At 76.5% G+C, this 17,574-nt stretch carries 16 protein-coding genes; 10 read left to right on the top strand and 6 right to left on the bottom strand.

Translation table 11 applies throughout. The features are described 5' to 3' along the window. The first annotated feature begins 71 nt into the window (after window positions 1–71). Window positions 72–689 carry a class I SAM-dependent methyltransferase gene (locus tag IEY94_RS03230; protein WP_189168472.1) on the top strand — a complete coding sequence of 206 codons (618 nt, stop codon included), beginning with the start codon at window positions 72–74 and terminating at the stop codon, window positions 687–689. On the opposite strand, the gene IEY94_RS03225 is transcribed toward IEY94_RS03230, so the two are convergent. Beyond that, window positions 646–1,305, bottom strand: a complete 660-nt coding sequence (locus IEY94_RS03225; RefSeq protein ID WP_189168471.1) for a phosphoribosyltransferase family protein — start codon at window positions 1,303–1,305, stop codon at window positions 646–648. The genes IEY94_RS03230 and IEY94_RS03225 overlap by 44 nt on opposite strands. A gap of 499 nt (window positions 1,306–1,804) precedes the next feature. On the opposite strand from IEY94_RS03225, the gene IEY94_RS03220 reads away from it, so the two are divergent. Together IEY94_RS03220 and IEY94_RS03215 are read left to right on the top strand one after the other, a co-directional pair. Next, window positions 1,805–2,095, top strand: coding sequence for a hypothetical protein (locus IEY94_RS03220; RefSeq protein ID WP_189168470.1), 291 nt, complete (start codon window positions 1,805–1,807; stop codon window positions 2,093–2,095). A 440-nt stretch (window positions 2,096–2,535) separates the two neighbouring features. Then, window positions 2,536–2,988, top strand: a complete 453-nt coding sequence (locus IEY94_RS03215; protein ID WP_189168469.1) for a hypothetical protein — start codon at window positions 2,536–2,538, stop codon at window positions 2,986–2,988. A 41-nt stretch (window positions 2,989–3,029) separates the two neighbouring features. Here the strand turns inward: IEY94_RS03215 and IEY94_RS03210 are convergent, their stop codons facing one another. After that, window positions 3,030–3,692 carry a Rossmann-fold NAD(P)-binding domain-containing protein gene (locus tag IEY94_RS03210; protein WP_189168468.1) on the bottom strand — a complete coding sequence of 221 codons (663 nt, stop codon included), beginning with the start codon at window positions 3,690–3,692 and terminating at the stop codon, window positions 3,030–3,032. Window positions 3,693–4,026: 334 nt separating this feature from the next. Here IEY94_RS03210 and IEY94_RS03205 point away from each other — a divergent pair, with 334 nt between their 5' ends. Together IEY94_RS03205 and IEY94_RS24145 are read left to right on the top strand one after the other, a co-directional pair. Continuing rightward, window positions 4,027–4,332 carry a DUF4286 domain-containing protein gene (locus IEY94_RS03205; protein ID WP_189168467.1) on the top strand — a complete coding sequence of 102 codons (306 nt, stop codon included), beginning with the start codon at window positions 4,027–4,029 and terminating at the stop codon, window positions 4,330–4,332. A 231-nt stretch (window positions 4,333–4,563) separates the two neighbouring features. After that, window positions 4,564–6,081: a M28 family metallopeptidase gene (locus IEY94_RS24145; protein WP_306341583.1), complete on the top strand. Its 1,518-nt coding sequence runs from the start codon at window positions 4,564–4,566 to the stop codon at window positions 6,079–6,081. A gap of 47 nt (window positions 6,082–6,128) precedes the next feature. Here the strand turns inward: IEY94_RS24145 and IEY94_RS03195 are convergent, their stop codons facing one another. The 3 genes from IEY94_RS03195 to IEY94_RS03185 form a co-directional block, all read right to left on the bottom strand. Then, window positions 6,129–6,392: a hypothetical protein gene (locus IEY94_RS03195; protein ID WP_189168466.1), complete on the bottom strand. Its 264-nt coding sequence runs from the start codon at window positions 6,390–6,392 to the stop codon at window positions 6,129–6,131. A 113-nt stretch (window positions 6,393–6,505) separates the two neighbouring features. Continuing rightward, complete coding sequence (locus IEY94_RS03190) at window positions 6,506–8,248, bottom strand: FAD-dependent monooxygenase (protein WP_189168465.1); 1,743 nt, start codon at window positions 8,246–8,248, stop codon at window positions 6,506–6,508. Then, window positions 8,245–9,204 (bottom strand): MBL fold metallo-hydrolase, encoded by a 960-nt coding sequence (locus IEY94_RS03185; protein ID WP_189168464.1) that lies wholly within the window; start codon window positions 9,202–9,204, stop codon window positions 8,245–8,247. The genes IEY94_RS03190 and IEY94_RS03185 overlap by 4 nt, the downstream gene beginning before the upstream one ends. Before the next feature lie 497 nt (window positions 9,205–9,701). On the opposite strand from IEY94_RS03185, the gene IEY94_RS03180 reads away from it, so the two are divergent. Genes IEY94_RS03180 through IEY94_RS03160 form a run of 5 tightly spaced genes read left to right on the top strand, consistent with a single transcriptional unit; the run spans window position 9,702 to window position 15,502 of the window. Beyond that, window positions 9,702–11,267, top strand: a complete 1,566-nt coding sequence (locus IEY94_RS03180; protein WP_189168463.1) for an aldehyde dehydrogenase family protein — start codon at window positions 9,702–9,704, stop codon at window positions 11,265–11,267. After that, complete coding sequence (locus IEY94_RS03175; RefSeq protein ID WP_189168462.1) at window positions 11,267–12,580, top strand: aminotransferase class III-fold pyridoxal phosphate-dependent enzyme; 1,314 nt, start codon at window positions 11,267–11,269, stop codon at window positions 12,578–12,580. Before IEY94_RS03180 ends, IEY94_RS03175 begins: the two co-directional genes overlap by 1 nt. After that, on the top strand, window positions 12,577–13,482 hold the full coding sequence (locus tag IEY94_RS03170; protein WP_229783268.1) for a CoA transferase subunit A: 906 nt from the start codon (window positions 12,577–12,579) through the stop codon (window positions 13,480–13,482). The genes IEY94_RS03175 and IEY94_RS03170 overlap by 4 nt, the downstream gene beginning before the upstream one ends. Then, entirely contained in the window at window positions 13,479–14,207 is a 729-nt protein-coding gene (locus IEY94_RS03165) for a CoA-transferase subunit beta (protein WP_229783267.1), read from the top strand. Before IEY94_RS03170 ends, IEY94_RS03165 begins: the two co-directional genes overlap by 4 nt. Next, on the top strand, window positions 14,204–15,502 hold the full coding sequence (locus IEY94_RS03160) for an aminotransferase family protein (RefSeq protein WP_189168461.1): 1,299 nt from the start codon (window positions 14,204–14,206) through the stop codon (window positions 15,500–15,502). The genes IEY94_RS03165 and IEY94_RS03160 overlap by 4 nt, the downstream gene beginning before the upstream one ends. A gap of 49 nt (window positions 15,503–15,551) precedes the next feature. Here the strand turns inward: IEY94_RS03160 and shc are convergent, their stop codons facing one another. Further along, window positions 15,552–17,426, bottom strand: coding sequence for a squalene--hopene cyclase (gene shc, locus IEY94_RS03155; RefSeq protein ID WP_189168460.1), 1,875 nt, complete (start codon window positions 17,424–17,426; stop codon window positions 15,552–15,554). Window positions 17,427–17,574: the final 148 nt, after the last annotated feature.

Below are 17,574 nucleotides of genomic sequence, written 5' to 3'. Positions count from 1 at the left end.
AGTCGACGGCACCACGTCCATTGATGGTATTCGATTGACAAGCCCGGCCGCGGCCGGCGAGGGGAGAGCGCGTGACGCGTTGGCGGGAGATCTCCGGTAACGACGGCGGCGACCGGTACGCGGCCAGGGTCGACGCGCTGGCCGCGACCGGAAGGGACATGCACGGCGAGGCGGCGTTCTGCGCGGCCCGGCTCGCGCCCGGCGGGCGGGTGCTGGACGCCGGCTGCGGCACCGGCCGGGTCGCGATCCGGCTGGCCGAGCTGGGGTACGCCGTCGTGGGCGTGGACGCCGACGCCTCGATGCTCGCCACGGCCGGCCGGCGGTCGCCGGACCTGCGCTGGGTCGAGGCGGACCTGGCCGACTTCGACCTCAATGACCGGTTCGACCTCGTGCTGACCGCCGGGAACGTGATCCCGCTGCTCGCCGCCGGCACCGAGGCAACCGCGGTGGCCCGGCTGGCCGCGCACCTGGCGCCCGGCGGCGCGCTCGTGTCCGGTTTCGGCCTGCGCCCCGAGGAGCTGCCGCTGACCGAGGCGCCGGTGGACCTACCGGCGTACGACGGCTGGTGCGCGGCGGCCGGGCTGGCGCTGGCCGAGCGGTACGCGACGTGGGACGGCGACCCGTACGCGGGCGGCCCGTACGCCGTCAGCGTCCATCGGCCGGCACCCGGTCCCGCAGCAGCGCCGTGACCTCGGCGTCGGTCACCGCCCGGAAGTCCCGGTAGGCGGCGCTGACAGCGGACAATTCGGGCGCCTCCCGCAGCGCCCGGTACCCGTCGACCAGGTCGCCCGCCGGCCCGCCGCCGGCGGCCAGGCTCACCGGTACGGCGAAGCCCAGCCACGCCGCCCCCCGGCGCCGGGCCAGCGCCAGCGCGGCCCGGGCGGTCACCCCGGTGGCCAGGCCGTCGTCCACCACCAGCACCCGCCGGTCGAGCAGCCGCGGCGCCGGCCGGCCGCCCCGGTAGGCGAGCCGGCGGCGGTGCAGCTCGGCGGTCTCGGCGGCGACCGTCGGCGCGAGCGCCGCCGGCGTCAGCCGCAGCCGGTCCAGGGCGTCCGCGTCGAAGACCGGCGGGTCGTCCTCGGCGAGCGCGCCGATCCCCCACTCGGCGTGGCCGGGCGCGCCGATCTTGCGGACGAGCAGCGCGTCGAGGTCCGCCCCGAGCGCCTCCGCGACCGCCGCGGCGATCACCACGCCGCCGCGGGGCAGCCCCAGGACGAGGTCGACGGCCGTACCGGCGAGCGCGGCCGCGAGCGCCCGGCCGGCGGCGGCGCGGTCGGCGAACGGCGGGGGCGGGCTGCGGTGCACGGGCGTACCTCCGCGGGCGGGACTCCTGCCGGAACGGTACCCGGCCGCGCCCGGCCGAAACGGCGCCCGCCCGCCGTGCGCAACTCTCAGGGAAATATCAGCGAGGCCGCAGCATTACCGCAGGCCAGCGGGCCATCCTGGGGAAATAACCCAGCACGGTCGCGGACCCCTCGGAGGAACAATGTCCGGTACCAGCGCCGATCAACCCTCGTCGCCGGACGCCCCGGCGACCGGTGAACCCACCGCCGCCCCGGCCCCGGCCGCGGCGCCGCACCCCCAGCCCGGTCCGGCCGGACCACCGCCGCCGCCGACCGCGAGCGGCCCGGCCGGACCGACCGGCGCCCCGCCCCACCCGGGCCCGCCCGGCGCGCCGCCGGCCGCGGGACCGTACGGGGGGCCGCCGGCCGGTGGCCCGCCGTGGCCGCCGGGCGGGCCGCCCCGGCGCGGCTGGCGCGGCGGTCCCGGCCGCCCGCCGCGGCGCTGGCTGACGGTACCGACGGTGGTCGCGTTCTTCGTCGGCGTACTGCTGACCGCGCTGCTGTGCGGCGCCGGCGCGCTGGTCGGCGCGGCGGTCAGCCACCACGACGGCGACCGGATGGGCCGGCACGAGCGGGTCGACCGGTGGCGCGACGGCGGCGGCCCGGGCCAGCGGTGGCGGGACGACGACCGCATGCGGGAGCGGCAGCCGCAGATCCGACCGCCGTGGATCAACCCGCCGAGCACGCCGACGCCGGTGCCGGCGCCCACGGGCGGCACGATCACGCCGACCCCGCCGACCCCGACTCCCTGAACCTCGATCCCCTTCCCCCGCGGCTCCCGACAGCCGAGCGGGGTCCCGGCCGGGCGCCGGTCAGCGGGTAGTGTGCCCCCGCCGGCCGGCGCCCGGCGCCGTACCCGCCGATCCGCGTCGCCGCCCCGTTCATCGCCCTCGGCGGTTCGGGGGGAGCACGTCGGCCGCATCCGCACCGGTGGCTTCCCCTCCCCCCGGCGCTCGTCGTGACCGGCTCCCGCACCCGGTCCGATGTGGTGTGTGGTGGCGGAGCGCCGCGGGTCAGCACCGCGGGGGCTGCCGCCCCGCGGCCATATTGGATATGGTCGGTCCCGCCTCCCCGACCGACGGTCGCCCCACCGGCCGATCGCGCGCCGCCACCCGCCGTGCCCGCGGGTCGCGCGACCGGTACCGCCCGACGTCGCGGATGCACCGCCGCGCATCGGGGAATGGGGACGCCCGTGAGGATCGACGATCGGATCGAGGATCTGGTCAGACAGGCGCTCAACGCCGTCATCAAGCGCAGCACGCCGCTGCTGGAGCAGGCGATCCACGTGTTCGGCGACGACGCCAGCCGGACCGAGGGCTGCCGGCTGGCCTGCGCGATCGTCTCGTTCATCGCCCACGACTTCCACGGCCGCACGCCCACGCCGGCCGAGATCGACGACCTGGCCACGGCGATCAGCGACCTGGAGCGGTGGTCCGGCGTGACGGCCGTCGAGGTGCGGGCGCTGCTCACGGTCGTCACCGGGCACGCGGGGCGGGACGGCATCAACACGCTGCTGCCGGCACACCGGGTGGCGCTGGTGTGCTACGTGACGGCGGCCAGCCTGCTGTCCTCGACCCGGGCGGACGGCGAACCCTGGTGGGACAACCTCGACCGGGTCGAGGCCGGCATCGAGGCGATGATGTGACACCGGCCGGCCGGGTACAGCGTCCGTGACGACGGGTCGATTCAGGCGCCGGCGGCGTTGATGTCCGGGCTGGTCATGACGTCGCGCGGCCAGCCCCGCTCGGCGACCGTGACCATCGCCCGGCCGATCGTGTCGGTGCGGGTGGTCCAGCCGGGCGCGACCCGGCGCAGCACCGGGTACAGCGGCGCCAGGACCGAGTAGGCCAGGGCGTACCAGCGGGTGCGCGAGGTGATGCCCGGACCGGCCTGGATGTAGCCCGGCCGGAACGCGTACACCCGCAGCGGCAGCGCCACCAGCGCGTTCTCTGTCGCCCCCTTGACCCGCGCCCACCGGCGCGGGCCGCGCTCGGTCCGGTCGGTGCCGGCGCCCGAGACGTAGCAGAAGGTCAGCCCCGGCGACCGCTCGGCCAGGACCCGGCCGACCGCGAGGGTCAGGTCGTGGGTGATCCGCTGGTACTCCTCGGCCGGCAGCCCGACCGAGGAGACGCCCAGGCAGAAGAAGCAGGCGTCGAAGCCGTCCAGCTCGTCGGCGTACGCCGGGGCGTCGGCCACGTCGGCCGGCACGAGCTGGCGCAGCCGCGGGTGGGCCAGCGCCACCGCCGTCCGCCCGACCGCCAGCACCTCGGTGACCCGCGGGTCGGCGAGGCACTCGCGCAGCACGCCCTGGCCGACCATCCCCGTGCCGCCGTACAGGATCACCCGCACCGGCTACTCCCCCCGCCGTCGATCCGCCCGACCGCCGGCGCCGGCCGCTCGGGTCGTGGACGCCGGCCCCGGTACGGAGCGCGTCGGGTTCGGCGCGGGCGGCGCATCGGTCGGCGTGATCCCCGTCACGTTCAGTGACGCCCGCCGGGCGCCGCGGGCCGGGTCCGGGCCCGCCGCCCGGGCGCCGGGCGGGGTCGGACCGGGCAGCGTCCCTCTCGCGTGCGGCGCCATGGCCGTAGGATCCCACAGCCGACCGACATTCGCGCCGGTTCCGCCCACCGCCGGGGCGGGCCGCGCCGGCCGCCCGGACGCGGCCCGACCAGGGGAGATCGCCATGACGTTCGCCTACACCGTGCGCGCGGAGTTCGAGCTGCCGGAGCGCCGCCGCGACTACCTGAGCTGGCTCGCCGACGGCCACGCGGCGGACGTGGTCGCCGCCGGCGCCGCCGAGGCGCGGGTGATCACGCTGGACGAGCGGACCGTGGAGGTGCGCTACCTGTTCCCGTCGGCGTCGGCGTTCGCCGCGTACGAGGCCGGTCCGGCGGTCGCGCTGCGGGCCGACGGCGCCGCCCGGTTCGGCACGCCCGACGTGCGCTTCTCCCGCAGCACGGGCGAGGTCGTCACCGAGATCACCGGCTGAGCCGCCGCGCTCGCGCCCGGGTGGCACCCGGGCGGGGGCGGAAAATTTCCCCGCCGCCGGACCACTCTGGACCGGCCTCTTCCGTGCCAGACTCCACAGAACATCGCCGACGGCCGATCCGGACCGTCGGCGCGTCCCTGGGGAGGCTCCCACCGCGCCCGTGCCCGCAACGCATCGGAGTGGTCGGAGCGACGCATCGTGAAGAAAGGCGCACTTGTGCACGCGAACAGATTGCCGATCGCAACCGGCAGGCGACGGACCGCAGTCGCCGGCATCGCCGCAGCCCTGCTGGGCGTACCGTTCCTCGCCGCTCCCGCGGCCGCCGGGCCGCCGGACTCCGCCGCCCTGCGCAAGGCAGTGACGGTCCAGAACATCATCAACCGGCTCAAGGTGCTGGACGGCATCGCGAAGGCCAACGGCAACACCCGGGCGGCCGGCACCCGCGGCTACGACGTGTCCGTCAACTACGCCGAGCTGGCGTTCCGGCAGGCCGGCTACCGGGTGGTCCGGCAGACGCTGGCGTTCCGCAAATACCAGGAGAACAGCCCCTCGGTGCTGCGCCGGGAGAGCCCGGAGCCGGCGGCGGCGATCCCGCACCACCTGCTCAGCTACTCCGGCAGCGGCGACGTGCACGCCCCGGCCACGCTGCCGGCGGGCTCGCCGCTCGGCTGCGCGGCGACCGACTTCGCGGCGCCCACCAAGGGCACGATCGCGATCGTCCAGCGCGGCGAGTGCACCTTCGCCCTCAAGGCGACCCACGCGCTCGCGGCCGGCGCGGTCGGCGTCGTCGTGATCAACAACGTGCCCGGTGAGCTGGCCGGCACGCTGGGCAACGACTTCCGCCCCGAGTTCCCGGTGGCCGGGGTCACCAAGGAGGTCGGCGCCGCCCTGGTCGCGGCCGTGCCGAACGGGCTCGCGCTGCACCTGCGCGCGGACACCAAGCGGTGGGACTCCAGCACCGCGAACCTCATCGCCGAGTCGCCCGACGGCGACCCGAACAACGTCGTCATGGCCGGCGCGCACCTGGACTCCGTCGAGGCCGGGCCGGGGATCAACGACAACGGCTCGGGCGCCGCGACGATCCTGGAGGTCGCGCAGCGGCTGCAGGGGACGAAGGTGAAGAACAAGGTCCGGTTCGCGCTGTGGGCGGCCGAGGAGGCCGGCCTGGTCGGGTCGACGCACTACGTCGCCCAGCTCCCCGCCGCCGACCGCAAGAAGCTGGCGCTGTACCTGAACTTCGACATGATCGGCTCGCCGAACTACGTCCGGTTCGTCTACGACGGCGACAACTCCGCGTTCCCGCCGGGCACCGGCTCGGCGCCCGGCCCGAAGGGCTCCGGCGCGATCGAGAAGCTGTTCCACGACTACTTCAAGTCGCAGAAGCTGGCGAGCGCGGAGACGCCGTTCTCCGGGCGCAGCGACTACGGTCCGTTCATCGCCGCGGGTGTGGACATCCCGTCCGGCGGCCTGGCCACCGGCGCGGAGGGCATCAAGACCGCGGAGGAGGCGAAGGTCTACGGCGGCCGGGCCGGCGAGGCGTACGACAAGTGCTACCACCAGGCGTGCGACGACCTGTCCAACATCAACCGCCGCGGCCTGAAGGAAATGGCCGGCGCGGTCGCGCACGCGGTGCACACGTACGCGTTCGACACCAGCAGCATCGGCCGCCCGCTCACCGGCCCGGCCTCGGGTACGACGAAGCCGTCGGCCGACGCCGGCGGCCTGCACGACCACAACACCACGATGTGACCGGTGCGGGGTGGGGCGCGGCGCGCCCCACCCCGACCACGGCGTGGTCAGCCGAGCTGGCGGCGCAGCGAATAGGTGACGCTCAGCAGCCGGTGCGGCTCGTGCGGCAGGTAGAGCACCGTCCGGTCGTACGCCTGCCAGCCGTCCGCGCCCGCCCGGTTGAGGTGCGCCAGGTCGTTGAACCGCTCGTCGGTACCCCAGCGGCCGACGCCGCCCGGGTGGTGGAACGTCGCCGTCCAGTCCATGTGCTTGTCGGTGCCCAGTGTGCCGGCGGCGCGATACTCGAGCCGCGCGTACTCCCATCTCACCATGACCCGATTCTGCCGACCCACCGATGTGTCCGGTCACGGCGCCCCCGCCGTCCCGCCGCGCGCGGCGCGGCAACCGTCGCCCGCGGCTGCCGCAACCGCGGGCCTCGTGGCCCTCATGTCGGTCCGCTCGGATAGCCGAGGACGCGGCGGACCGCGGCCCGGGCCGCGCCCTCCCGCGGCCGGGTGAGGACCGCGCCCAGGTGGCCGTCCGGGCGGATCAGCCACACCTCGCCGGGCCGCGCGCCCAGCGCGGCGGCGACGTCGCCGCCGGGGTCGATCGCCGCCAGCGGCAGCACCCGGATCGGCGCGGCGAGGCCGGCCAGCTCGCCCGCGACGGCGTCCGCGGTGATGCCGTCGGTCGTGAGCAGCAGGATGCCGTCCCGCACGATCCCCCGCAGCCAACCGCTGTCACCGGTGGGCCCGGCGGGGCCCGCCCGGTCGACGGGATCTCCCCACCCGCCGGAGCCCCCGGGACCGGGCGGGTCACCCGATCCACCGGGGAAGCCGGCGGCGGCGCCGAGGTACGCGGCGCCCGGTACGCCCGCGGCGGCCGGGCGGCGGATCGGCGCGTCCGGGACGAGGACCCCCGGCGCCACGGCCGGCGGGTGGCCGCGCGGCGGCCGCCCCGGGAACGGGCGGTCCGGGTCCGGGGTGGTCAGCGGTGAGTCGACGTACCAGAACGGCTCGGCGAACCGCCCCGAGTCGATGAGCCGGCGCGCGTCCGGGTCGGTCCGGGCCCGGTCGAGGATGTCCCGACGGCGGCGCTCGTCCGCCGGGTTCTGCGGGGCGAGGAAGCGCATCGTGGCCCCGGTGACCGCCAGGTTCTCCAGGGCGGCGGCGCGGCGCTCGGCGTCGAAGCTGGCCAGCAGCTCCGGCGGCGCCCAGCCGCGCAGCACGAACGCGAGCTTCCAGGCGGCGTTCTCGGCGTCCGGTACGCCGGAGTTGAGGCCCCGCGCGCCGAACGGCGCGACCAGGTGGGCGCAGTCCCCCGCCAGCAGCACCCGGCCGACCCGGAGCCGGTCGGCGCAGCGGGCGTGGAACCGGTACACCGTCCGCCACACCACCTCGGCCGGGACGTCGCCGACGATCGAGCGGACCCGCCGGTCCAGCCCGCCCGAGGCGGCATCGGCGTCGGCGTCGAAGTCGGGCGGCACCTGCCAGTCGATCCGGTACGTGCGGTCGGGGCACGGGTGCACGAGCACCTGCCGGTCGGCGTGGCCCGGCGGGTCGAAGTGGAACCGCCGCTCGGTGCGCCGGTCCGGCAGGTCCGCGCGGATGTCGCAGATGAGGAACCGGTCGTCGTACGACTCGCCGGCGAAGTCCACGTCGAGCCGCTCGCGCAGCGGCCGGCTGTGCGCCCCGGCGGCGAGCACCGCGTACCCGGCGCGCAGGAGGACCGGGCCGGCCGGCGTGGCGCAGGTGAGCGTGACGCCGGCGGCGTCCTGCGCGATGTCGGTGACCTCGTGCGACCACCGCTCGTCGATCAGCGGGCCGGCGGCGACCCGCTCGGCGAGGACCTGTTCGGTGCGGGACTGGGAGATGTTCACCATCGGCGGCAGCGGCGAGCGGCCGTGGTCCACGAACGACCAGGCGGCCAGCTCCCGGCCCCGGTGGTACGTGCGGGCGGTCGTCCAGGTGACGCCCTCGGCCGCGATCCGCCGCCCGGCCCCGACGGCCGCCCAGATGTCGAGGACGTCGCGCGCCTGGCAGATCGCCCGCGAGCCGATCGCGGCCCTGGCCGGCCGCGCGTCGACGACGATGCTGGGTACGCCCCAGCGGGCCAGCAGCAGCGCGGTCGTCTGCCCGACCGGGCCGTTGCCCACCACGACGACCGGGGCGGGCGGCGGGGCGGTCATCCCTGCAGCCGATCCCACACCTCGCGGTCGCGCTCCGGCGTCCAGATCCGCGGCCAGTCGACGCCGTCCAGCTCGTCCCACAGCCGCTGGACGTTGAACGGCAGGCAGTGCTCGAAGATCGGCCACGCGCCGTAGGTCGGCGCGAGCGCGGCGTGGGTCGCGGCGAACGCCTCGGCGAGCGTGCCGCCGCGGGCGTGCACCGCGCCCACGCGGTCGCGCATGACCAGCAGGAAGTCGCGGGTCTGGCCGATCGCGGCGGCCACCTCGTCGGCGCCCCGGCTGACCGCGCCGCGCCCGCCCACCAGCGTCTCGGCGCCGAGGGCGGCGACGGCGTCCAGCGTGCCGGCGGACCAGTCGGCGTGGAAGGCGTCGCCGGTGTACAGGGCGGCCCGCGCCTCGACCAGGTCGCCGGCGAACAGCACCCGCTGCCGGGGCAGCCAGGCGACGATGTCGCCGGCGGTGTGGCCGCGGCCGCAGTGGCGCAGTTCCAGCGGGCCGCGGTCGCCGCCCAGGTCGATCCGGAGCAGGTCGGTGAACGTCACGTCCGGGCGGGTGAGGCCGGGGATGCCGGCCGGGTCGCGGAACAGCCGGGGCATGCGGGCGTACTCGCTGGCCCAGTCCTGCGCTCCGCGCTCCTCGATCAGCTCCCGGGTGCGCTCGTGGGCGATGATCACGTCGGCGTCGAAAGCGCTGGCGCCGAGCACCCGGACGGCGTGGTAGTGGGAGAGGACCAGGTACCGGACCGGCTTGTCGGTGTGCTCCCGCAGTACCGCGAGCCAGTCCCGGGCGGCGGCCGGGGTGGCCCTGGCCTCGAACGCGACGACGAAGTCCTCGCCCTCGACCGCGCCGACGTTGGGGTCGCCCTCTGCGGTCAGGGCGTACACCCCGTCGGCGAGCACCTCCAGCGTCTCGGTCTTCGCGTCCAGATCGGCCGACGACGCGAACGGCTTGCCCACGACACCCTCCCCTGCCTCGCGCCGGTCGACCCGCGGCCGGCGCCCGTTGCCCGCCGGCGGACCACCCGCCGGGTGCGCCCAGTCTGCCGACTGCGCCGGCCGCGATCCATCCCGAACCCGGTGATCAAGTCGAGCGGACGCCGTTCGGCGCCGAATCCGGGTCCGTTCGACATGATCACCGCAATCGGGGCTGCGCGGGCCGCCGCCGGCTGCTCCACTGGCATCGCCACCGCGGACCGGCCGCCAGCCGACCGAGCCGCGGCGGCGGACCGCGCACGACGCAGCGAACGGGTACGGCGGCGCGGCGGGCGGCGGTCACCGCCGCGAGCCGTCGCGGAGTGGCCGACCGTCGCACCCCGCTTCGGTACACATGCGAAACAGGGACGAAGGTTCTCCTGACAAACGTCAACTGCACCGGAGAATTTTCCGTACTAACGTTGAGTTGAAGGTTCTTCTCCGGGAGACTGGACGCACATCCCGCATCGAGGAGGTTGCCGGTGACTGCCCGTTTCCGCGTTACTTATGCCACCTTGTCGGCGGACCATGAGGTACTGCACGAGGCGTACGAGGAGGGCGTCACCCGCGCCCGCGGCTGGCTCGGCGGCACCGTGACGCCGATCGTCGACGGCGCCGCGCGCACCGGCGGCCCCGTGCACCGCGTGACCAGCCCCAACGACGTACGGCTCGTCCTCGGCGACGTCGTCGGCGCGACGGACCGCGACGTCGCCGACGCCGTCGCCGCCGCCCGGGCGGCCGCCCCCGCCTGGGCGGCGACGCCCTGGCGCGACCGGGTCGCGCTGCTGCGCCGCGCCGCCGACCTGATCAGCGACCGGTCGAACGAGCTGGCCGGCCTGATGAGCCTGGAGGTCGGCAAGAACCGACTGGAGGCCCTCGGTGACGTCGAGGAGTCCGCCGACCTCATCCGGTACTACTGCGCGCAGTTCGAGGACGGCGACGGCTTCGACCAGCCGATGGCGACGATCGCGGCGCGCGAGACCACCCGCAGCGTGCTGCGCCCGCACGGCGTGTGGGCGGTGATCAGCCCGTTCAACTTCCCGATGGCGCTCGCGGCCGGCCCGGTCGGCGCGGCGCTGGTCGCCGGCAACACCGCGGTGCTCAAGCCGAGCCTGCAGGGCTCGTTCTGCGCGGCGAAGCTGGTCGAGTGCCTGCGCTACGCCGGGCTGCCGGCCGGCGCACTGCACCTGCTGCCCGGCGACGACGCGCCGGGGCGGGCGATCGTCGCCCACGACGGCGTGGACGGGCTGACGTTCACCGGCTCGTACGAGACCGGCATGGCGGTGCTGCGGGCGTTCCAGCGCGCCTACCCCAAGCCGGCGATCTGCGAGATGGGCGGCAAGAACGCCACGATCGTCTCCGCCGCCGCCGACCTGGACGCCGCGGCGCTCGGCGTGGCCCGGTCGGCGTTCGGGCTGAGCGGGCAGAAGTGCTCGGCCTGCTCCCGGGTGTACGTGCAGCGGGCGGTCCACGACGCGTTCCTGGACAGGCTGGTCGCGCACGCCGGGGCGTTCGGCGTCGGCGACCCCACCCTGCGCGAGAACCACCTCGGGCCCGTGATCGACGCCGCGGCCGTGGACCGGTACACCGACGCCGTCGCGCACGCCGCCAAGGCCGGCCGGGTGGTCACCGGCGGCCGGGTACTGAGCGGCGAGGACGGCCGCCCCGAGGGCCACTACGTCGCGCCCACCGTGGTCGCCGACCTGCCCGCCGACGACCGGCTGCTGGCCGAGGAGCTGTTCGTGCCGCTCGTCGCCGTCGCCCCGGTGGACGACATCGAGCAGGGATTCGACCTGGCCAACGCCCTGCCGCTGGGCCTCACCGCCGGCTTCTTCTCCGCCGACCCGACCGAGGTGCAGCGGTTCCTCGACCGGATCGAGGCCGGCGTCGTCTACGTCAACCGCCCGGCCGGCGCCACCACGGGCGCGTGGCCGGGGGTCCAGCCGTTCGGCGGCTGGAAGGGCTCCGGCAGCACCGGCAAGGCCGGCGGCGGCCCCTACTACGTACAGCAGTTCATGCGCGAGCAATCCCGAACGGTGGTGTCCTGATGTCCCCTACCCCCACGTGGTTCGACCCGGCCCGGCCCCTGCCGGACCTCCTCACGCCCGTACCCGGGCCGCAGGCGAAGCTGGTCCTCGAGCGGGACGCCGCGATCACCAGCCCGTCGCTGCCCCGGGCGTACCCGATGACGCCGCGGCGCGGCTTCGGCTGCGCGCTGGAGGACGTCGACGGCAACCTGTTCCTCGACTTCAACGCCGGCATCGCCGTCAACTCGACCGGCCACGCCCACCCCACGGTCGTCGCGGCCGTGCAGGAGCAGGCGGCCGAGCTGCTGCACTACTCGGCGTCGGACTTCTACCTGCCGATCTACGGGCAGATGGCCGAGGCGCTGGCGGCGACGGCGCCGATGTCCGGGCCCGTGCGGGTGTTCCTGTCCAACTCCGGCGCCGAGGCCGTCGAGGGGGCGCTGAAGCTGGCCCGGTACGCCACCGGGCGGCAGTACGCGATCAGCTTCTACGGCGCGTTCCACGGCCGCAGCTACGGCGCGCTCAGCCTGACCGCGTCGAAGGCGAAGTACCACAAGGGGTTCGGGCCGCTGCTGCCCGGCGTCCTGCACGCGCCGTACGCGCCGGCGCCGGTGTCGTACCTGACGGACGTGCTGTTCCGGTACGAGGTCGACCCCACCGAGGTGGCCGCCGTCTTCGTCGAACCGATCCAGGGCGAGGGCGGCTTCATCGTCCCGCCGGCGGACTGGCTGCGCGAGCTGCGCGAGGTCTGCGACCGGTACGGCATCCTGCTGGTCGCCGACGAGGTCCAGTCCGGGATGGGCCGGACCGGCCGGATGTGGGCGATCGAGCACTTCGGCGTCGAGCCCGACATCCTCACCTCGGCCAAGGGCATCGCCTCCGGCCTCCCGCTGGGCGCGATCATCGCCCGGCGGGACCTGATGGAGTCCTGGCCGGCGGGGGCGCACGGCTCGACGTACGGCGGCAGCCCGGTGCCGTGCGCGGCGGGCCTGGCCACGCTGCGGGTGATCGCCGAGGAGGACCTGCTGGCCAACGCCACGGCCCGCGGCGACGCGCTGCTGCTCGGGCTGCGCGAGCTGGCCGAGCGGTACCCGCGGATGGTCCGCGACGTGCGCGGCATCGGGCTGATGCTCGGCGTCGAGTTCCCCGAGGGGAGGATCGCCAACCTCGTCCAGGAGGCGGCGTTCCACCGCGGGCTGCTGGTGCTGGAGGCCGGCGAGAACGCGATCCGGATGTCCCCGCCGCTGACCGTCACCGCCGCCCAGACCGACACCGGGCTGCGGCTGTTCGGCGCGGCAGTGGCCGACGTCGCGGACGCCGAGGGGCTGGCTTGAGCAAGGTCACGACGATGGCGGAGGCCGTCGCGGCGTACGTCCGCGACGGCACCACCCTGGCCATCGAGGGTTTCACCCACCTGATCTCGTTCGCCGCCGGGCACGAGGTGATCCGGCAGCGGCGGCGCGACCTGACGCTGTGCCGGCTCACCCCGGACGTGGTGTACGACCAGATGATCGGCGCCGGCGTGGCCCGCAAGCTGGTGTTCTCCTGGCTGGGCAACCCGGGCGTCGGGTCGCTGCACGCGATCCGCCGGGCGATCGAGGGCGGCACGCTGGAGATCGAGGAGTACTCGCACTTCGGCATGGTCGGCCGGTACACCGCCGGGGCGGCGAACCTGCCGTTCTACCCGCTGCGCTCCTACGCCGACAGCGACCTGCCGGCGGTCAACCCGGCGCTGCGGGCGCTGGCCTCGCCGTACGACGGGCAGGAGGTGTACGTGGTCCCGCCGCTGCGCCCCGACGTGACGATCGTGCACGCCCAGCGCGCCGACGCCGCCGGCAACACCCAGGTGTGGGGGCTGCTGGGCTGCCAGAGGGAGGCGGCGTTCGCGGCGGAGAAGGTGATCGTCGTCGCCGAGGAGATCGTGGACGAGGCGGTGGTCCGCGCCGACCCCAACCGGACGCTGCTGCCCGGCCTGATCGTCGACGCCGTGGTGCCCTGCCCGCGCGGCGCGCACCCGTCCTTCGCCCAGGGCCACTACGACCGCGACAACGCCTTCTACCTCGCCTGGGACGCCATCAGCCGGGACCCGGCGGCGCTGGCGGCCTGGCTGGACGAGTGGGTGTACGGCACCGCCGACCACACCGGGTACCTGGCCAGGCTGGGCGCCGACCGGTGGCCGGCGCTGACCCCGGCGCCCGCCCTGTCCGGCGCCGTCGACTACGGGGACTACCGGTGACCGCGCCCGCCGGGGCGGCGTACACGCCCACCGAGATGATGGTCGTCGCCGGGGCGCGGGCCATGGCCGGCGCCCGGGTCTGCTTCGTCGGCATCGGCCTGCCCAACATCGCCGTGGCGCTCGCCCAGCGCACGGTCGCGCCGGCGATCGAGCTGATCTACGAGTCCGGCGTGTACGGCGCCCGGCCGGCCCGGCTACCGCTGTCCATCGGCGACCCGTGCCTGGTCACCGGCGCCATCGCGGCGATGAGCATGCCGGAGCTGTTCCAGTACTACCTCCAGCGCGGGCACGTCGACCTGGGCTTCCTCGGCGCCGCGCAGCTCGACCGGTACGGCAACGTCAACACCACGGTCATCGGCGACTACGCCGCGCCGCGGACCCGGCTGCCCGGCTCCGGCGGCGCGTGCGAGATCGCGCAGAACGCGCGCGAGGTGTTCGTCCTCATGCGCCAGTCCGCCCGGTCGTTCGTCGAGAAGGTCGACTTCGTCACCAGCTCCGGGCGGCGGCTCAGCCGGGTGATCACCGACCTGGGGGTGTTCGACAACCGGGGCGGCGAGCTGACCCTGACCGCCGTCCACCCGGGCGGGACCGTGGCCCGGGTGCAGGAGGCGACCGGCTGGCCGCTGTCCGTCGCCGCCGACCTCGCCGAGTCGCCGCCGCCGACGCCCGCCGAGCTGCGGCTGCTGCGCGAGGAACTGGACCCGGATCGGGCGTACCTGAAGTGAGCCACGTCTTCGGCCGCTGCCGCGCCGACGCCCCGCGCATCGCCCGCGCCCGCGGGCTGGAGGTGTGGGACGCCGACGGGCGGCGGTACCTCGACGCCTGCGGCGGCGCCATCGTCGTCGGCGTGGGCCACGGCGTCGACGCCGTCACCGACGCGATCGCCGCCCAGTCCCGCCGGGTGGCGTACGCGCACGGCTCGATGTTCCGCGCGCCGGTCCTGGAGGAGTACGCCGACGCGCTCGCCGCCGTGCTGCCGGTCGACGACCCGCGGGTCTACCCGGTCTCCGGCGGCAGCGAGGCGGTGGAGACCGCGCTCAAGCTCGCCCGGGCGTACCACCTGGCCCGCGGCGAGGACCGGCACGTCATCGTCGCCCGGGCCGGTGCGTACCACGGCAACACCCGCGGGGCGCTCGACGTGTCCGGGCGGCCGGGGCTGCGCGCGCCGTACCTGCCGTGGCTGGGGCAGGCCCGGCGGGTGCCGACGCCGTACGAGTACCGCTGCCCCTTCCCCGGCGCCCACCCGGGCGGCTGCGCCGCCGCGCACGCCGCCGCGCTGGCCGGCGTGTTCGCCGCCGAGCCGGTAGCGGCGTTCATCGCCGAGCCGATCGCCGGCGCCGCGCTCGGGGCGTGCGTACCGCCGGACGCGTACTGGCCGCTCGTCGCCGAGGTGTGCCGGGCGTACGGCGTGCTGCTCATCGCCGACGAGGTCATGACCGGTTTCGGGCGGACCGGGGCGTGGTTCGGCGTGGACCACTGGGGGGTGCGGCCGGACATCCTGACCGCGGGCAAGGGCGCCGGGTCGGGGTACTGGCCGCTCGGGCTGACCGTGTGCTCCGGGGCGGTGCACGAGGCGGTGGCCGACGGCGGGTTCACCCACGGGTTCACCTACTCGCACCACCCCGTCGGCGCCGCGGCCGGGCTGGCCGTGCTGCGCGAACTGCGGGAGCGGGACCTGGTCGCCGCGGCGGCCCGGCAGGGGCCGGTGCTGGACGCGATGCTGCGGGACGCGCTGACCGGGCACCCCTACGTCGGGGACGTGCGCGGGCGCGGGCTGCTGCGCGCGGTCGAGCTGGTCGCCGACCGGGAGACGGCGGCGCCGTTCCCGCGGGGCGACCGGGTGGCCGAGCGGGTGGCGGCGGCGGCGCACGCGGCCGGGCTGCTGGTGTACCCGGCGACGGGGTGCGCGGACGGCACCGACGGGGACCTGATCGTGCTCGGGCCGCCGCTGTGCGCGACGGAGGCCGACCTGGCGGAGATCACCGACCTGCTCGCGAAGGCCCTCGCCACCCTCCACTGAGGCCACCCAGCGAACAGGCGGGCCGAGCCGACCAGCGGGCGCGGTCCGGTCAGTCCGCCGTGTACCGGCCCAGGGCCCGCAGCGGGTACACCAGCCGGTACAGCTCCCGGTTGACGTGCAGGTCGCCCGGCACGGCGATGGCCGTGTACTCGGGCTCGTCCCACGACCCGTCCGGCCGCTGCCGCCGGACCAGCCAGCCGATCCCGCCGGCCGCCGCCCCCGCCCGCTCCCCCACCGCGAGCAGGCCGAGCACCGCCCGCGCCGTCTGCGACGGCGTGGAGCTGCCGCGGCCGATCCAGCCGGGGTCGCGGTACGAGCGCGGGTCCTCGCCCCAGCCGCCGTCGTCGTTCTGGTGGTCGACCAGCCAGCGCACCGCCCGCCGGACCGCCCGGCTGGCCGGGTCGATCCCGGCCGCCGCCAGCGCGGCCAGCGCCGCCGCCGTACCGACGACGTGGTTGGTGTCCCAGCGGGCCGACCAGGAGCCGTCCGGCTGCTGGTGGCCGAGCAGCCACGCGACGCCGCGGGCGGCGGCGGGCCGGTCGCCGTGGCCGAGCGCGCACAGCGCCTCGACGGCCGCGGCGGTGAGGTCCGGGGCGGCGCGGTCGGTGGGCGCGCCGACGTCGCACATCGGCAGCAGGGCGGGCAGGCGGGCGGTGTTGTCGGCGGCGTACGCCGCCCAGCCCCCGTCCCGGCCCTGCAGGCCGGACAGCCACGCGGCGGCGCGGTCCAGCGCCGGGCGCAGCGCCTGCGGGTCGCGGGCGCCGACCATCGGCGCGAGCGCGAGCGCGACGGCCGCGGTGCCGGCGCTGTCCGGGGCGCCGGCGTTGTCGACCTGCTGGGACCAGCCGCCCGGCGCGAGCCGCGGCCGGCGCTCCTGCCAGTCGCCGGGACGGCGGACCTCCTCGTCGCGCAGCCAGGCCGCCGCGCGGACCAGCGCCGCGTCGCCGGCCGGCGTACCGGCGGCGTGCAGCGCGGCGACCGCGAGCGCGGTGTCCGCGACCGGGAACTGCGCGGGCTCCACCCGGCGCAGGTCGCCGTCCGGGCCGGGTTCGGTGCGGGCGTACCGGTCCAGGCCGGCGAGGCCGCGGCGGACGGCCGGGTGGTCGGGGCCGTAGCCGAGGGTGCGCAGCGCGATCAGCGCGCTCGCCCACGGCGGCTGGCAGCCGCCCCACGAGCCGTCGGGCTCCTGCCGGGCGAGCAGCCAGTCGGCGGCGCGGCGCAGCGCGGTCGCACGCGGCCCGGCCAGGGGGCGGCGGCCGTACCGGCGCAGCGCCGCGTCCAGCAGCCCGGCCGGGCCGCTCGCGCGGGGCGGCGGCGGGTGCGGCGAGTCCAGTTCGGCCAGGTCGAACGGGACCGCGCGGACCGGCCGCAGCGCGGACACCACGGTCAGCGGGACGATCGTCCGGCGGGCCCAGTCGGCCCGGTCGGCCAGGCCCAGCGGCACCCCGGCGGGGACGTGCAGCAGCTCGGGCGGCAGCGCCGGCAGCGCGTCGTACGGCCACAGCCCGAACAGCGCGAGCCGGATCCGGGTGTACGCCCGGGCCCGGGCCGGGCCGCCGGCGGCGCGCACGTACGCGGCGGCGGCGGTCAGGTGCGGGGCGTCGATCGGGTCGCCGGCCAGCCGGAGGGCGGCGTACGCCTCGACCGACGTGGACAGGTCGCCCGGCCCGCCGTGGTGGGTGGGCCAGGTGCCGTTGGGCTGCTGCCGGGAGCGGATCCAGCGGGCGGTGGCGGCGGTCTGCTCCGGGGTCCGGACGCCGAGGAACTCGCGCAGCAGCAGGTCCTCGGCGTCGACCGCGGCGTTGGCGGCGACGCCGCCCTGCCACCAGCCGCCCGGTGCCTGGGCGGCGAGCAGCCGCTGCCGGGCGCGCTCGCGCGCCACCTCGACGGCCGTCGGGGCGAGCCCGACCGCGGTCACCGCCATCCCGCACCCCCGCGCAGCGCTCGCCGTGTCCCCCGCGGCGCAGCGTAACCACGCCCCCGGCCGTACGGCCGGCACTTCCCGCACCACTCCCCCGCGCGTGTCGCCGACGGCGACCACGGCGGCGCAGGCCCACACGCCGCGGCCGGCG

This window comes from Pilimelia anulata, assembly GCF_014647895.1.
Lineage (GTDB): Bacteria > Actinomycetota > Actinomycetes > Mycobacteriales > Micromonosporaceae > Pilimelia > Pilimelia anulata.
The sequence above is the reverse complement of the archived record's forward strand: the minus strand, read 5'-3'. Positions and strand labels throughout refer to the sequence as shown.

Excerpts from the sequence above, each read along its gene's own strand:
- IEY94_RS03205 (WP_189168467.1), top strand. The coding sequence starts at position 4,027 with ATGACGTTCGCCTACACCGTGCGCGCGGAGTTCGAGCTGCCGGAGCGC.
- IEY94_RS03195 (WP_189168466.1), bottom strand. The coding sequence starts at position 6,392 with ATGGTGAGATGGGAGTACGCGCGGCTCGAGTATCGCGCCGCCGGCACA.
- IEY94_RS03190 (WP_189168465.1), bottom strand. The coding sequence starts at position 8,248 with ATGACCGCCCCGCCGCCCGCCCCGGTCGTCGTGGTGGGCAACGGCCCG.
- IEY94_RS03175 (WP_189168462.1), top strand. The coding sequence starts at position 11,267 with ATGTCCCCTACCCCCACGTGGTTCGACCCGGCCCGGCCCCTGCCGGAC.
- shc (WP_189168460.1), bottom strand. The coding sequence starts at position 17,426 with ATGGCGGTGACCGCGGTCGGGCTCGCCCCGACGGCCGTCGAGGTGGCG.